The sequence below is a fragment of the Flavilitoribacter nigricans DSM 23189 = NBRC 102662 genome (assembly GCF_002646595.1).
GTDB classification, from domain to species: domain Bacteria; phylum Bacteroidota; class Bacteroidia; order Chitinophagales; family Saprospiraceae; genus Flavilitoribacter; species Flavilitoribacter nigricans.
Map to the genome: position 1 here is coordinate 36297 of NZ_PDUD01000054.1, position 15460 is coordinate 51756.

Below are 15460 nucleotides of genomic sequence, written 5' to 3' on the forward strand. Positions count from 1 at the left end.
TTCACAAAAGATAACGCAGTGGGCCACCGTATGAGACTCGGGAAAACTTATGGATTCGCAGTTCCGGGGTAAACTGCTAAACCGAAAAGCTCCTGTTGACAAACTGGTTAACCACCTGATTGAGATAAACTGATCAAATAACCGTTATCGGGTCAATTTTAGTATTATCGTTCTTGAATTCTGCTTGGGTGCTCTGGACTATCTTCGCCTCCTTATATCAATGAAGGTCGCTGTTCCCGCGTATAACTAAAAAAAGGGTACTAAAAGTTCGCTCGCAGGAAAAAGGTCCTCGATGAAGGACTCAATAATTGTGTTTCGGGTAGTGTCTCAAAAGAAATGTCTATGCTTTTATGGAAACAGCGATCTGGTCCAACACCGCAAAAATACGGTCAAAATCCGTTTCCGTCAAATTGGAGCCACTGGGAAGACAAAGGCCGGTGTTGAATAGATTTTCGGCAGTATGTCCACCGAAATAGAGGGCATCTTTAAACACCGGTTGCAGGTGCATGGGTTTCCACAGCGGTCGCGCCTCAATATTTTCCGCCTCAAGGGCCAGACGAACGGCTTCCCGGCTTACTCCATGATTCTGCTCTGATTCCAGCAATATACAACTTAACCACCGATTACTGTATACTTCTTTCGGTTCTTCCTGAAATTGGACCCGAAAACCGGCATTTTCCCAGTTTTTAAAGTAGCTGCGATACCGTTCAAAATTTGCTCGTCTTTGGGCCACCCGCTTATCCAGCACTTCCATTTGCCCCCGACCAATTCCTGCCAACACATTACTCAGACGATAATTATAACCAATCTGGGAATGCTGATAGTGCGGAGCGGGATCACGGGCCTGTGTGGCCAGAAAACGAGCACGTTGAATGAGTTCCTCATCGTTTCCGAGTAAAGCCCCTCCCCCACTGGTGGTGATGATCTTGTTGCCATTAAAACTCAAAATGCTCAATTCGCCCAATGCTCCGCAGGCCTGATCCCGATAATAACTTCCGAGCGCCTCTGCCGCATCCTCGATCACCGGCACCTCATAGGAGCGAGCAATCTCCAGGATCTCCGTCATTTTTGCCGGCATCCCGTACAAATGGACCGGAATAATGGCTTTAGGGCGTTTTCCCTTTTTATCCAGTTCACGAAGCGCATCCTCCAATGCCTGGGGATCCATATTCCAGGTTTCCGTTTCGGAATCGATGAAGACCGGCTCGGCGCCCTGATAAGCGATAGGGTTGGCCGAAGCAGCAAAGGTCATACTCTGACAGATGACGGTATCCCCGGGGCCTACATCCGCTAAGATTAAGGCCAGATGTAATGCAGCCGTCCCGCTGGACAAAGCAGCCGCGGCTTTCGCCCCGGTATAAGTCGTCAGGTCCGCTTCAAAGCCGTTGACGTGGGGCCCGAGGGGAGCAATCCAATTGGTATCAAAGGCTTCTTTTACGTAATTTTCTTCCCGACCGGACATGTGGGGAGAGGAGAGCCAGATCTTCGGTTTACTTAAGTTTGTCAAATTAGTTGCCTAAATTTATTTTTATTAGTTTGGCAGTTAATAATCAATAAGGAGTTATGGATCAGATAAAGGCTCCTTTCAACGGGATCCTTGTTAATTATTTTTATCTCCAAAACTTTAATTTATACACTAAGTCAAATTAGTGTTTACTACCTTTCTGATACCTTCGCCATTCTACCTTTCCCCAAAACATTCCCACGTATTCATGAACCGCTTTATTCATCATATCCAGGTTTTGACTAGAAGGTAAAATTTTTAACCTTTTGGGTAGATCATCCTCTTTAATCAAGTAATTTGTTGGTGCGGGAACAGGAGAAAGTCCGGCCCTACGAAAATGCATCATGGCCCGTGGTAAGTGAATGGCGCTGGTCACCAGGATCAATTTCGGTTTATTGCCGTAGCGATCACGGTACTCGATGGCCTCGAACATGGTATTCCAGGGTTGAGTCAGGACGGCAGTATCCTGGGTGGCGACACCAAGCAGTAAAGCTGCTTTTGCCATTACTTTCGCATGAGACCGCTCAATACCTTCCCTCGAAAAACCAGAAAGGATTAATTTGCTATTCGGTAATTGACGATTTAATCGAATTCCTTCAACCAATCTTTTCAAAGCCGATTCGGAAAGCTGGTCCGTAGCGGGTAGCCTTTGGTCAGCAGTATGCCCACCTCCCAGTACTAAAATATGTACAGTGGAAGCCGTATCCATACGTTCAACATGAAGCGGTTCGTACTGCCACTCCAGGGATTTAACCAGCACTTTAGGCAGGAATGGAGTAGAAACCAATGCGAGCCAGATCAATGCTGCGGTCAGCAAATAATTAAATACCCGCCGCTTTTTTCGAAAAAAGAACAGGCTACTGAACAGTAGTAGCCAGAAGAAACCCATGGGCTCCAGGATAAAATAGGCAATCGGTCGCAGCTATTATTGTTTTTTGATTACGATCTTTTCCTTAAAGCGGAAAAACACCGTTTCATCGTCACCAATATTTTTGTATACGATCATACCCGCTCCAATGACATTATTGTTACCGATCTTTGCCCCCGGTATGGTCGAGCTGTTGGTGCCGAACATATTATTATCTCCAATCTGGGTATTTCCGGACAGGGCGACCTTGGGACTAATAAAGTTGTAGTCTCCCATTCGGGTGTCGTGCCCAACTGTACAACGGGAATTCAGAATATTGAAGTTGCCAATCTCTACTTTCGGCCCCACGGAGGCATTGTGGGAGATCACAACTCCTTCTCCAATCGTTGCGGAGGGAGAGATTAAAGCCGTCGGATGGATCAAGCCCGTAAATCTGGCTCCCTTTGTCAGGAAGTCTTCAATGATGGCCTTTCGGTATTTTAGGTTGGCGATCCCCATCATATAATGGCAGTCGTTTCGAATGCAGTGATCTTTTATACTTCCTAAAAATGGTTCTGCATAGCCATAATGCTCGTGAGGCTGAGGATCATCATCCAGAAAACCGAGCACCTCGAACTTTTCAGACCTATCCTGATCATTATAATGACGGATATAATCTCTAATCTCCGCCGCGTGCCCGCCGGCACCGATGATGATTACCTTTTTCATACTAATTGGACTAAAATGGATTTATGATTAGTAAAATAGAATAGGGCGTAGTGCGGGAAGTATAAAGTACTGACCGAAGCGGTTTTTGACCCAAAGGGCAAGAAAACTGGTCTGCGACCGTAGAGGGAGGTCCATTGCTCCTTCACTGTGCCGTATACCCGCCATCCACGACCAGGTTCGTTCCCGTAACCCAGCGGGCCGCATCAGAAAGCAGAAAGATACAGGCATTAGCTATATCCTCCACGTTACCCAATCCAAGTGGATGTAGTGCCTGGATCCTTTGCCGGGCTTGTTCATTTTGGGTGTATACGGCCTGATTGGACATAGGCGTTTCTACTACCCCCGGAGAGATACAGTTGACCCGTACCTTTTTACGCGCAAGTTCCAATGCTAAGGATTTTGAACCGGCGATCAGTGCTCCTTTGGTCAGACTGTATATCGATTTCCCCGTCTCTCCGACCATTCCCATGACTGAACTCAGAAAGATTATACTCGCGCCTTCCGTGGATAGAAATACCGGTTTGGTCACCAGCCGGGTAAGCTCAATGGCTGCCGTGACATTCGTTTGAAAATAATGATCCAGTTTTTCCGGCTTCACCATTCGCAGCGGTAAGGTTGTAGATATACCGGCGCTGTGGATCACTCCATCGAGCTTGCCTACTACCTGTACGGCTTCTTTAATTTTACCGCCCACCTCATCGTAATCCGTCAAATCAACCGCTATAATTATAAACTTCCTATCTCCCGCCAGTTGATTAGCGGTCTCCTCAAGTGCCTCCGGTCTCCGGCCAAGTAAAATCACATGAGCTCCCATCCGGCTACAATTGATCGCACACTGACGCCCAATACCGGAAGAGGCCCCGGTGATAAGAATAGTTTTGTTGGTTAGATGGAAAGGCGTTGTCAAAAGCATTTAGATCTCTACCAGATCGGGAATATGACAGTTGTCAAGGTTTAGTACCGCCGATGCCCACGACATACCGACCCCAAAACCGGACAATAATAGTTTTTTCCTAGTTACCAACTGGTCTTGCAGTTCCGAAACCATCGTAATGGGAATCGAAACGGAGGAAGTATTTCCAAATTTATCCAGAGAGATCGGCACTTTTTCCGAATCCAGTTTGAGTTTTTTCAACAGGTAATTATTCATATACATATTGGCCTGGTGAAATAACCAGTAGTCTATATCTGCTGGATCTGAACCCGAGGCTTCCAAAATAGATCTGATATTTTTTGGAATCTCCCGGAGCACAAAATTGAATACATCCGCTCCATTCATATAACCGTGCTCATCGGTACGGATATTTCCGTGTTCATCTACTACTTTTTCCCGCAGGGTTTCCGGCGAACTTGGATTTCGGTATCCGCCGGCGTCCATTTTGATCAGATTTTCGCGGGCTCCATCGGAATGCAAAGAAAAAAAACTCTCCCCGAAGCGATCGTCCCGTTCGATTAAAGCGGCTACTCCCCCATCTCCAAATAAAAAGGCCGTTTTTCGATCTTTTGCCGAATAGACCCGGGAACGCGTTTCACCGTCTAACAGTAAAACCTTCTTAAATCCGGGGTTCTGCATGAAAGCATAAGCGGTCGACAAACCATAGATAAAAGCCGAACAGCCCAGATTTATATCAAACGCAGCGGTGCTTTTGGGCAATCCTAATCGATGCTGCAAAACGACGGAAGTAGCCGGCATGCGATAATCCGGCGTCTGAGAAACAAAGATCAACAGGTCGATCTCCGAACGATCTACTTCTTTTTCGGTCAGCAACTTTTCTGCTGCCGCAAAACAAAAATCGGAGGCGCAATGCTGGGCCTCCGCGAACCGACGCTCTTTTATGCCGGTTTTATCTACTATTTCTTTGACGTCTGCCGCCGGAAAATGTTCGGTGTATTCATAATTGTTGATAGTATTCCTGGGGACCGCCGCGGCTAATCCAGAAATGCCGATGCGGGAAAAATTCATTGTGGCCATGTGGTTGAGAATTTGCGGATGGGCTGATAACGGGGCTATTTAGGATCGGGAATTGAATTTATGCCGCCTGCTCTACGGCAGCGATCAGGTCTCCCACTGTTTTTAATTGTTCGAACTTAGCATCCTCAATCTGAATACCATATTCATCATCAAGCATTGCAATGAGCGAAAGTCGGGCGAGCGAATCCCATTCGTCGTAGTCGCGGAAATTATCGGTAAGTTGAACTCCACCCTCAATCTCAAGGGCTTCTTTGAAAGCGTCTATAAACTGCTGTTGCATGTAATCAGTTTTTATAAGTTTCCGGATCAGATGATACTCTGGAATAATTACTTCCTTTAAACTCTTCCATGGTTGCACTTGTTTGCGAACTGATGCCTTCCCGTTTAAATACTTTGATCACAGTTAGCCAAAGTATCTTCATATCAAGTGCTAAACTAAAGTGATCCACGTAATAGACATCGTACTCGAAGCGCTTTTCCCAGGAAATGGCATTTCGACCGTTGACCTGGGCCCAGCCGGTGATACCGGGACGGACATCGTGGCGACGAGCCTGCTCGGGTGTATATCGATCCAGGTATCGAACCAGTAAAGGTCGGGGGCCGATGAGGCTCATATCTCCTTTAAGAACGTTGAAAAGTTGGGGAATCTCATCTAGTGAAACCATACGGATAAATCGGCCTATTTTGGTAAGGCGCTGAGCATCAGGGAGGAGATTCCCGTGTTGATCTTGTTTGTCATTCATTGATCGAAACTTAAATAAATGAAAAATCTCTCCATTTTTTCCGGGACGAAGCTGAATGAAAAACGGTTTCCCCTTATTGACAAAAAAGAGGCAGATTGATAGAACAAAAAAAATAGGACTCAGAATTGCAAGTGCAATTATTGAAATCAATAAATCTATAATTCGCTTGCAAAAAATCCTGTACACTGGTAAATTCAAGTTATAAGGTGACTTGATCTTCGTTATTAGTAGTAAAAGAGGCCGGAAAAGCCATATATTTTGAATAAATTTCAGATAAGTCTTTCAAGGTATTCTCTAATAAGAATTTTTCAGCTTTCTTTCTTGCTGTTTCTCCCATAGCTATTCTCATTAGGGAATTCTCCCAAAGTTCAAATACATGGCCAATAAAAGCTGCTTCATCATTTTGAGGAAAAAGAAATCCATTTTCATTATGCGTGATAATTTCACGATGTCCTCTATCTTCAGTAGCTACTAAAGGCAATCCTATTAACGCCTCTTCGATCAAATTTAATCCCAATCCTTCTTGTCTACTAGCAGAGATACCGACATCCGCCATACCGATGACGTTCTGAATATCCTTCCTGAAGCCTAAAAATAAAATCTTCTTTTCGAGCTCCAATTTTTCAACCAAAGCCTCCATTCGACTTTTTAAAGCTCCTCTACCAGCAAATAAAATTTTTAAATTAGGTATTCTTTTCTGCAATTTCGCAGCAGCGTTGATTATAAACTCATGATTTTTACGTTCAATAAATTCTGCTACATAAATCAAAACGAAATCATCTTTAGTAAGATGATTTTGGATTCTTAGGTATTGTTTTTTTTCCGGATCTGTCACTACAAATCTCTTTCTATCAACCCCTATGCCATAGATACGATAAGTTTCTTTATTCCGAAATGCTTTCTCCTTAACTAGTTTATAGTCTTCACTGTTGATAGTAATGATTGCATCCGTTTTTCCCGACAACATGTATTCTACAGGATAATAGAATAGCCAATTTATTACAGGAGCTCCTTTAAAAAAGTGAAAGCCGTGGGATGTGTATAATACTTTTGTTCCTTTCTTCCTTACATTCGATGCAGCTAAACGCGTAATTACACTGGCCATTGGAGTATGACAATGAATGATTTCATATTGCCCATTTTCTATAATTTCCTTCAAAGCGAAATATGCCCTAAAATGGCCCAAAGAGAAAGGTGTTCGAACAAAAGGAACATTAAATTTCTGATCACAGAACGGAATTACTTCATCTCCTTTCCCTGCTACATGAACGTCGTATCCTTCTTTCTTAAACCATTCCAAATACGGTAAATGGAAAGCAAGGATATGTTTATTGATCGATGCAACAAATAGAATCTTTTTACTCAAATTGCAGATTTTTTTGCTAGCCTTTTGTAAAACCTGTCTCGTTTGGGAGTCAAAAAATTTTCATGATAGCGTAGTGACTTTTCATAATTTATTTTTGAATGTTTTTCTATCATATCTCTGCTATCTATGAATTGCTTTATTTTTTGGGCTAACCCATGAATATCATTCACCTCTACAAGACAATCCTTTTCTAGTAATTCCTGTATACCACAAAGTCGAGTTCCAATACAAGGAAGCTGCCTTGCCATAGCTTCCACCATAGCTCGAGGAAGCCCTTCCATTCGAGATGGCATTACAAATAGATCCGCAGCATCTAACTTATCTCTCACAGGTTTCCCCGCTGGCAATTTGCCATGAAATGTGACACAATTGCTAATATTCAATTGTTCACACAAATCTATCATTTCTTGTTTATAGATCCCGTCTCCAACCCATTCCAATTGTACGCTGTATCCCTCTTTAATGAGAAGACTAATAGCTTTAACTACTACATCAGGCGCTTTCATCATTTGATCTAACGATCCAACACATATTACGATGAAAGGAGTAGAATTTGTTTTGGGCTCTCTTTTTTCAACGAATGCATCATCAGTCATAACCACATCAGATACTCCAATATTAAAGTGGTCATTCGGGTATCGACGCTGTAATTCTACTTCAGTCACATATAATGCCATAGGACTTTCTCTAGCTATTTTTTTCAATGACCTTACAGAAAAAAAACGAATTATGGGAGCAAGAGGATGTGTAGTTCCTCCATTCGATAATGTATCATAAGGGTCCCCGACTACTTCAATTGCATATTGTGCATTTAAACTCTTCAATCTTTGAATGCCAGTGGCCCCTATTCTTCCGGGAACACGACATAATACTGCGGTATTATCGGTCAAATGCTTTTCAAGGCCAAGGTCTATACTTTTCTTTAAAGCAAAATACTTTTTTAGAAAGGAATTAAACCCTTTATAATATGGCAATTCATAAACTTTGATTTTATCATTTGGCAACTTATTTTTGGGTAAAACTTCCTCTCTTACTCCTGATCTAGTTCTAGCAAAAATTACAATTGACTCAAAATGGTTAAGATATCTTTTAAGCAAAGAATAATCAAAACTACTTTCACTTGAGTAAAAATCTTCTCCAACTCTAACTATTCTAACCTCTGTAAAAAAAATTAATTCCATAAATTTTCCACCTAATTTAAATATGGCTTTCTCAGCCAAACCACACAATATTTTTCGTGATATTCACTAAATCCAAATTCATTCAAGAACGCAACCAGGCTATTTTTAGCCTGAATGCTCTCATGATACTCCATTCTAATTTCATCCACTAGACCCAAAGTTTGTGGGTTTGTATTATATAAAATATCATACTCAGCACCTTCACAATCCATTTTACATAACTGCAAACGAGAAATAAAATGTTTTTGTAGTATGCTTTCTAAAGATATCGTAAAGACTTCATTGAATTCTTGAGTAGCATTTTTGACCACCGAATTAGGACTGCCCTCGAATATTCGATTGTACGGAGAAGATAATTTGGGGATTAAAACCTTTTTGCCAGATTCACCTCCTACTGCAAGATTATAGGGGATTATCACATCTGGAAGGTTATTTTCTTCAATGTTTTTACACAGCATCTGATAGGCTTCCATATTGGGCTCGAAAGCAAAAACTTTTGAAGCTCCATTTAATATAGCATAAATTGAAAAGACTCCAATATTAGCACCGATATCAACAACAGATGCTTGTGGCTTAATAGGCCCGTATTCTTTTCGAGCAAAAATAACAACCACAGTAAGTATATCATGAGGATTTGGTGATAGGAATATCTTTATCCCATTCTTAAATTCGACAAAATTACCTCTTGGTGGAGACATATTAATGTAAGACAAAAATATTTCCAATGGATTTTTAAATTTCAAGAATATATTAAAAAAGATGTAGCTTAGATCAAAAATTTTCTTTGGTATTCTAGAAATCAAAACTTCCCTCCTGAATATATTCATAATTGCAAATATTTACATTAGAAAAATTTAAAATTTAAAACCACAATAAACATTAGTTTTGAAATTAAGGGCCTAAAACAATTTATCGAAACTTCAATAAATAGGTCTCTGAAATACTTGGTATGAGTGTCTATTTAAACTCATCAGCATACTTATTAATTACCTGATAGAAGTTTCGTATATTTTAAAATAGCTTTTTCATCATCGAACACTTCCCCTCCTTTAATGGCTTTCTCTTTAAGGAGTTTTAAGTTTCCTTCACTTTCCAGAACATTCTTAATTCCTAGGTATAAGCCTTCCGTGTTATTTTCGACGAGCATTCCAAATTCCCCATAATCAAGTACTTCTCTACAACCACTTACGTCTGTTGAAATTACAGGTATTGACATAACCAGTGCTTCACAAATTACTGTTGGTAAGCCCTCAGAATAGCTTGAAGTGACAAGTAAATCCGCCTTTCTCATATAAGGGTATGGGTTTCTTCTGTATCCCAAAAGTTTTACTTCATTACTTAAACTCAAATCTTCTATCAAGTCAGAAAGTTTATCTTGTAGAGCACCTTGTCCTAGTATCCATAACTGGAATGATATTCCATCTTTTCTAAGTTTAGAAGCTGCAGTTATTAATCTTTCAAATCCTTTTACTGGAGATAAACTACCTATGGCAATGAGAATCTTTTTATTTCTGGGGTAGTCAAATTTTACTTTCAAATTAGATTTATTAATAACATCTAATCTATTTATAGGATTGTATATGACACGCATATCTGGATACAATCCAAATATCTTCTTGAACTCATTCATTGAGTCATCAGAAACAGCAACGATTGTATCTATATTGTTATATCTTCTTTTCATTCTCTTTATATGGGAGCTAAATATTGATCTAGATACATTTTTAAAACTGAGATAACTGCTATGGACTACTACTATTTTTCTATGAATATTTCCTTTAGCATAAAAAAGGAACTGAGAATTTGATCCATCAAGAAATGATATCCCCACATCATAATCACCTTCAATTTCTTTACCCCAGATTTTATAGAAAAGTTCTAAACCATACTTTCTGTATAAATAGGACGCAATCCTTTCAAAAACCGGTGAAGGGAAAATAAAGCTTGGCTTTACGTGGTTCGGTAAATCATCAAAAAGCTTTCCTTTATTGATTACGACATAAAGCTTTATATCAAATTTGTTATGATCGATGAGATTTAAAATATTAATCAATACTCTCTCCGCTCCACCCGCAACTAAAGATGGAATAATTATAAGAATTTTGCGTCGCCTGTTTTCCAAATGAATTTCTTGTTCAGGTTATTTAGTGTCTATAATAATTCTCCCCAATTGATCAGAAGTTAGAAATTCTACATCAGGCCAGTTCCTAAGAATGGTTTTAAGCAATCTATCTAATTCTTTAAGCCCTAAATCTCGATTTGCTTGGCTCAGTCCACCAGAATAGTTTACACGATGAGTACTAATTATGGCTGGCTTTTTACAATAAAAGGCAGTTGAAATATCTTTAAGACAATTTGAAACCCAATCTGCTACTTTTACATCACTTGGTTCGAAAAATGCATTTCTAGTGAGATATATTTGTCCTAGTTTATTTCTCTTACCCAAATATCTTAGCGAGCGACGATATTTACCAGATCCAAGAGGTTCTTTATTTAATTTAGCTGTGTTTATAAAACGTATACCTTTTTTTTGAAGGATACTATTTAATGATGAATTGAAAGGGCCGTTGGTTGGAACAAAGTACTCAGCTCGATACCCAAAAGTATCATTAAAGAGATCCAAGCCACTGTCCAAAACCTTAACTAAATAATCAATATCTTCTGGAAATTCTATATCAAACGCAGCTTGATAATCTTTTCTGCTCTCTTTAACAATACTTGGGTCAAGTCCTGTCAATTCTAAATCAAAAGCAAGTTTAGTAGTAGAAAATGCCTTATCTTTTAATCTTCTAAACCAATATTTTACGTTTAAATGTTCACGTCCGTGGAATTGCGGACGAATAAGGTCATTTTCAATACCTTGAGACCATAATTTGATCATCTTCTCCTTTCTACCATACCTTTGATATGTTTCTAGCAGTGTTTCGTACTCATAGGAATCAAAATTATTAGATCTTATTTTTTTAAAGTCGGGATTTGCTACTATGCATAAAGCTGTGAAACATGGATTGTTACCATTGGAATCTTTATACTTTTCCAAAAGGCTGAATATTCCCTCCAAATCTTCTTCATTTTCTAATGTTTCATATTTTGAATAAATATCCTGGTCTACTTTTACTCCCTTCTTTAATAATATTTCATAGACTTCTTTAGATGGAATTCTAATGCTTCCCCAATCGTCAGATTCGAAAACAATTATTTTTCGAGAAGTTCTCCAACCTGGTGCATTGGCCAAAATGCGGAGTAAATAATTACTCATTTAAATTTGCGTTATGTGTGAAAGCCTCCTTCTTTTTATCCATTTCTAAACCCAGTTGATCAGATGAATAGAACTCTACTGAAGGCCATAACTTTACAATTTCATCTAGCAAAGATCTCAAGCCTCGAAGGTTTGTATCTCGATTTTTGGGATCCAATGACCCCGTATAATTTAACCGATGGCTACCAATTATTGCGGGTTTTTTCCATTTAAATGCGATGCTAATTCTTTTCATACACTCACCTACCCAATCTTTTTGTGGATACAAAGTAGGTTCAAAAAATGCATTTCTAACAAGATATCTTTGTCCCAACTGGTTCTTTTGCCCCTGATAATGAAATTTAAGTTTTCTGTCATACCCTGACTGGGCTGTTGGTATTTGTTGCGCGACTACTCCTTGTAAGTAATGAACGCCGTTTTCTAAAAGGCATTCCTCTAATTGAGAATCCCATGTGTAACAAGGAGCTATGAATGATTTTGAAGAAAAACTCCAAATATCCTTAAAAAGCTTTAGTCCTTCGGATACTATTTTTTTTTGTCCAGTTAATTCATCTATAGAATCATAGTCAAGGGCGTCCATATATTCCATTGGATAATCATGGCTATATCTAATCTTTGGACTAAAGAAATTATGTTGGAATGCATCTAATACAGGCACTTCTTTTCTTTGCAATGCATCAATCCAACGATTAACTTGCAGATGCTCTCTTCCATGAAACTGGGGCTTGATCAACTTTTCTTCAATACCTTTTTGATATAGTTCATAGACTTTATCATGTGATGGGTAACGATTAAGGGTGTCTATGAAAGGTTCAAAATAATAGCTCTGAAAATCTGATTCCTTGATCTTTTCGAAGTTAGGATTGGCAACTATATTATTTAATGTAAAAATAGATGATTGCCCATTTTTATCTTTTACAGAATCTAACACATCAAATAGGCATTCTAAATCTTTATTACTTTCTAATGAATCAAAATTATTATATGGACAATTTTCTAAAGGATACCCCTTCTTTTTGAGAGAATTAAATACCGCTTTTGAAGGCATTCGAATTGCCCCCCAATCATCAGATTCAAAAACGACAATTTTACGATCTGTTTTCCAGCCCAATATATTTATCAGATGCTTTTTTATCATCTTAGCAAATAAGTTATTTACAAACAGTGTTGTGAGAATTAACGCTCAAAAAATTTGAAGTGTCATTGGGCATCAATAATTAAGCTGTAAGTGAAATTTTTAGGTCAAAAAAATCTAAACTATATCCTTATATAAACACCTGCTTAATAAATTCTTTAATTGTAATTTCTTCTCCATTTAAAAATGGATAAATACCTGGACTTATAAGTACCTTAAATCCTGTATATTCTCCAATTAGGCTTAACTGTGTAAAAACGAATAAAAATATAACAGGTGCGCCAAGTATTACGATTGTACGGTATCCATAGACTGAAAGCGTCTTCTTTTGAGCTATATTCTCGTTATACAAAATGATTAGGTACGCTAACAAGTATAATGCGGCATTTAAAAAAAATCTTTTCTCAAGCGACGATGTAAAAGTGCTTAAATTAGCTCCTGCAATTAAAAGCAAAGCAAGACTTGCTAAAGAGCTTAAAAAGTAATCATGGTTTTTGCGCTTTAAGTATCCAAAAAATATCACAGCATAGATAAAGAGTAATTGTATTAACAATTTAATGCCTTTAAAATAGTATTCTACATGAAAACTTTTATTCTGCCTCCCTGCTTTGCTGCTCCTTGCCTCTAAATAAGCATCGTCCTTTACGTAACTATTAAACTTTTCCCTTCCTAACTCTGTCGTTTTAGCATATCTTTCTATGGTATTTATATCTGGAGTTAAAAAAAATGAACTTAGAAAAACCAATAAGTAGATCTTAGGCCAGTTTCCGAATATTGCTATTAGGTAAAATGGTATTGTAAGAATAAAATATCCAAAATGAACTACAGGGGCCAGAAGAATTAACAGAATATATTTTCTGTCTTTCGTTTGAAAATATGAGAATGCACCATTAAAAAATATCCAACCTCCAGTATGGTTGCGAATGGTATTTATTCCTTCAAAGCTCTTCCAAAACAAAAAAATCAGAAAAAGAAGAAGAAGGACCAAATCCCATTTACCTCTTATTAATGAATATACTTTATTGATACCATTTACAAAGAAATAACCGTAAATAAGTCCCGCAATTGCGTATAAGCCAGCTGCCGAACTTGAAAAGAAACTTGCTATGTAAGATATAAAATGAAGAAAGAAATCATCATTCGTTTCAGGCTCTGGTCTAAAAAGAAATATTGCCTTTGTTTCTTTTAAAAATTCTCCAAGACCTAAACCATAATAATGATTAGCAATATTAGACGCATGACGATAGCCATCAGTTCCAACAGGAAACAACATTGTCGCTCCATAGATCCCAAAAAATAAAATCAATATATATTTTCCATAACGTGTATTGATTTTCCTTAAGGAACCTAAAAAGCCTAAAACGGGGCTAATAAATAATAAAATTAAGCCAAAAGCATATTGCTTTTTATTCATCTACTGTAAAATTGCGAATAAAAATGGATTATATTTTTGGTTTATATTTTAAATAGGTCATACTTTTAATAAGCTACTAAGTGGTCTTAAATCTACACTCATTATTGTATTATCCAACAGTTAACAACATGATTCCTACAACTATAATAAATTTTTAAAAAGGTCTCTTATAATATATGGCAAGTTCAACCAGATAAGCTGAATCTTTTTAAATTTATTGCTTTCTATACATTTCAAATAGAAGCTTATATATTTTTCACTAACTATTCCCGCATCAAAATGTAGATGGAACAAATTTATAGTGTCATTACTTATCTTATTGTAGTAAGATGAATCTGAAATCAAATTTTCAATATTTTTCAGATTATTTTTTAGTGAGTCTGCATCAGCTAAATTTCTTTCCGAAAAGTTAGTTCGGAAAAAATTGTTAAAATTATTTTTGGATACGAGTATTGGTATATCATTATTTTCTGCTGGAGTAAGCGAAGGGATTCCTAAAGAGGTAGCTTCCATAAATGATCTGCCAGTTCCAATTACACAATCACCTAGATAAAGGAATTGGGAAGCAGTACTTGCGCGTTCGTCAGTGATAAATTTAACAGGAAGCCTTTTTCTTTCAGCTATCTTTTTTAGATTTTCAAAACGATTTTCATTTTGAATTCTCCCAATAACATATAAAAATACATTATGCTTAACCATTAATTTCTCTATAAGCCGAAATGAATCTTCTAATGTTTTTTCATATGCACCTCCTAATCGGGAAATTCTGATGAAATTAAAGCGATCAGTTATTTTTCTTTCCTCTGACTGTGAACTATTTAATATTTCTAATCTTGAGACCCTATTACTTACTAATGAAAGAGGGATATTTTTATAAACTAAATTATTTCTAAACCATTCGAAGTTTTCGTAACTGAAAAGTAATAACCCATCAGCGAACTGCCACCTATTTCTTTTGGGATTCGGTCCTCCACATTTAGTCAAAATAATTTTGTGTTTAAATAGAGCTGGTAAAACTAAAGCAATATTCAAAGATTCTGTATCAAAGCAATTTATAATATCTGGCTTAAAAAGCTTTATATATTCGTTCAACTCATAATTCACCTTAAAAAGGTCAATAACTTTGGTATAGAACAAATGTTCTTTAAAAGCTAAGTTACCATCAAAAACGGGGCTTGCATTTGGACCAAGTGAGATTATCGATACTTTGTTTTGTTTTCTAATTTCTTTAGAAATTTGATTACAAGAATGATAGTGCCCCCCGCTTGCTTTTCCCTGAGAGTAAATTAAAAAAATGATGTTCACTTCAT

General features: G+C 37.9%; 15 protein-coding genes. All 15 read right to left on the reverse strand.

Features of this window, described 5'->3' with window-relative positions:
• Positions 1-340: 340 nt before the first annotated feature.
• Entirely contained in the window at positions 341-1462 is a 1122-nt protein-coding gene (locus tag CRP01_RS36845) for an aminotransferase class I/II-fold pyridoxal phosphate-dependent enzyme (RefSeq protein WP_099155110.1), read from the reverse strand.
• Positions 1463-1646: 184 nt separating this feature from the next.
• Positions 1647-2393, reverse strand: a complete 747-nt coding sequence (locus CRP01_RS36850; RefSeq protein ID WP_099155111.1) for a YdcF family protein — start codon at positions 2391-2393, stop codon at positions 1647-1649.
• A 36-nt stretch (positions 2394-2429) separates the two neighbouring features.
• Positions 2430-3080 (reverse strand): acetyltransferase, encoded by a 651-nt coding sequence (locus tag CRP01_RS36855; protein ID WP_099155112.1) that lies wholly within the window; start codon positions 3078-3080, stop codon positions 2430-2432.
• Positions 3081-3222: 142 nt separating this feature from the next.
• On the reverse strand, positions 3223-3993 hold the full coding sequence (locus CRP01_RS36860) for an SDR family NAD(P)-dependent oxidoreductase (RefSeq protein WP_099155113.1): 771 nt from the start codon (positions 3991-3993) through the stop codon (positions 3223-3225).
• Positions 3994-5052 (reverse strand): 3-oxoacyl-ACP synthase III family protein, encoded by a 1059-nt coding sequence (locus CRP01_RS36865; protein WP_099155114.1) that lies wholly within the window; start codon positions 5050-5052, stop codon positions 3994-3996.
• A gap of 58 nt (positions 5053-5110) precedes the next feature.
• Positions 5111-5332 (reverse strand): acyl carrier protein, encoded by a 222-nt coding sequence (locus CRP01_RS36870; protein WP_099155115.1) that lies wholly within the window; start codon positions 5330-5332, stop codon positions 5111-5113.
• 4 nt (positions 5333-5336) lie between these two features.
• The gene (locus CRP01_RS36875; RefSeq protein WP_099155145.1) at positions 5337-5981 is read right to left on the reverse strand and encodes a sugar transferase; all 645 of its coding nucleotides are present in this window, start codon (positions 5979-5981) and stop codon (positions 5337-5339) included.
• Between the two features lie 13 nt (positions 5982-5994).
• Complete coding sequence (locus CRP01_RS36880) at positions 5995-7161, reverse strand: glycosyltransferase family 4 protein (RefSeq protein ID WP_099155116.1); 1167 nt, start codon at positions 7159-7161, stop codon at positions 5995-5997.
• Complete coding sequence (locus CRP01_RS36885) at positions 7158-8381, reverse strand: glycosyltransferase family 4 protein (protein ID WP_099155117.1); 1224 nt, start codon at positions 8379-8381, stop codon at positions 7158-7160. Before CRP01_RS36885 ends, CRP01_RS36880 begins: the two co-directional genes overlap by 4 nt.
• The gene (locus tag CRP01_RS36890; RefSeq protein ID WP_099155118.1) at positions 8354-9169 is read right to left on the reverse strand and encodes an FkbM family methyltransferase; all 816 of its coding nucleotides are present in this window, start codon (positions 9167-9169) and stop codon (positions 8354-8356) included. Before CRP01_RS36890 ends, CRP01_RS36885 begins: the two co-directional genes overlap by 28 nt.
• Before the next feature lie 155 nt (positions 9170-9324).
• Positions 9325-10464 (reverse strand): glycosyltransferase, encoded by a 1140-nt coding sequence (locus CRP01_RS36895; protein ID WP_099155119.1) that lies wholly within the window; start codon positions 10462-10464, stop codon positions 9325-9327.
• Between the two features lie 18 nt (positions 10465-10482).
• Positions 10483-11601 (reverse strand): hypothetical protein, encoded by a 1119-nt coding sequence (locus CRP01_RS36900; RefSeq protein ID WP_099155120.1) that lies wholly within the window; start codon positions 11599-11601, stop codon positions 10483-10485.
• On the reverse strand, positions 11594-12739 hold the full coding sequence (locus CRP01_RS36905) for a hypothetical protein (RefSeq protein WP_099155121.1): 1146 nt from the start codon (positions 12737-12739) through the stop codon (positions 11594-11596). The genes CRP01_RS36900 and CRP01_RS36905 overlap by 8 nt, the downstream gene beginning before the upstream one ends.
• Positions 12740-12866: 127 nt before the next feature.
• The gene (locus CRP01_RS36910) at positions 12867-14150 is read right to left on the reverse strand and encodes an EpsG family protein (RefSeq protein ID WP_099155122.1); all 1284 of its coding nucleotides are present in this window, start codon (positions 14148-14150) and stop codon (positions 12867-12869) included.
• 141 nt (positions 14151-14291) lie between these two features.
• The gene (locus CRP01_RS36915; protein ID WP_143473706.1) at positions 14292-15455 is read right to left on the reverse strand and encodes a glycosyltransferase family protein; all 1164 of its coding nucleotides are present in this window, start codon (positions 15453-15455) and stop codon (positions 14292-14294) included.
• Between the last annotated feature and the right edge of the window lie 5 nt (positions 15456-15460).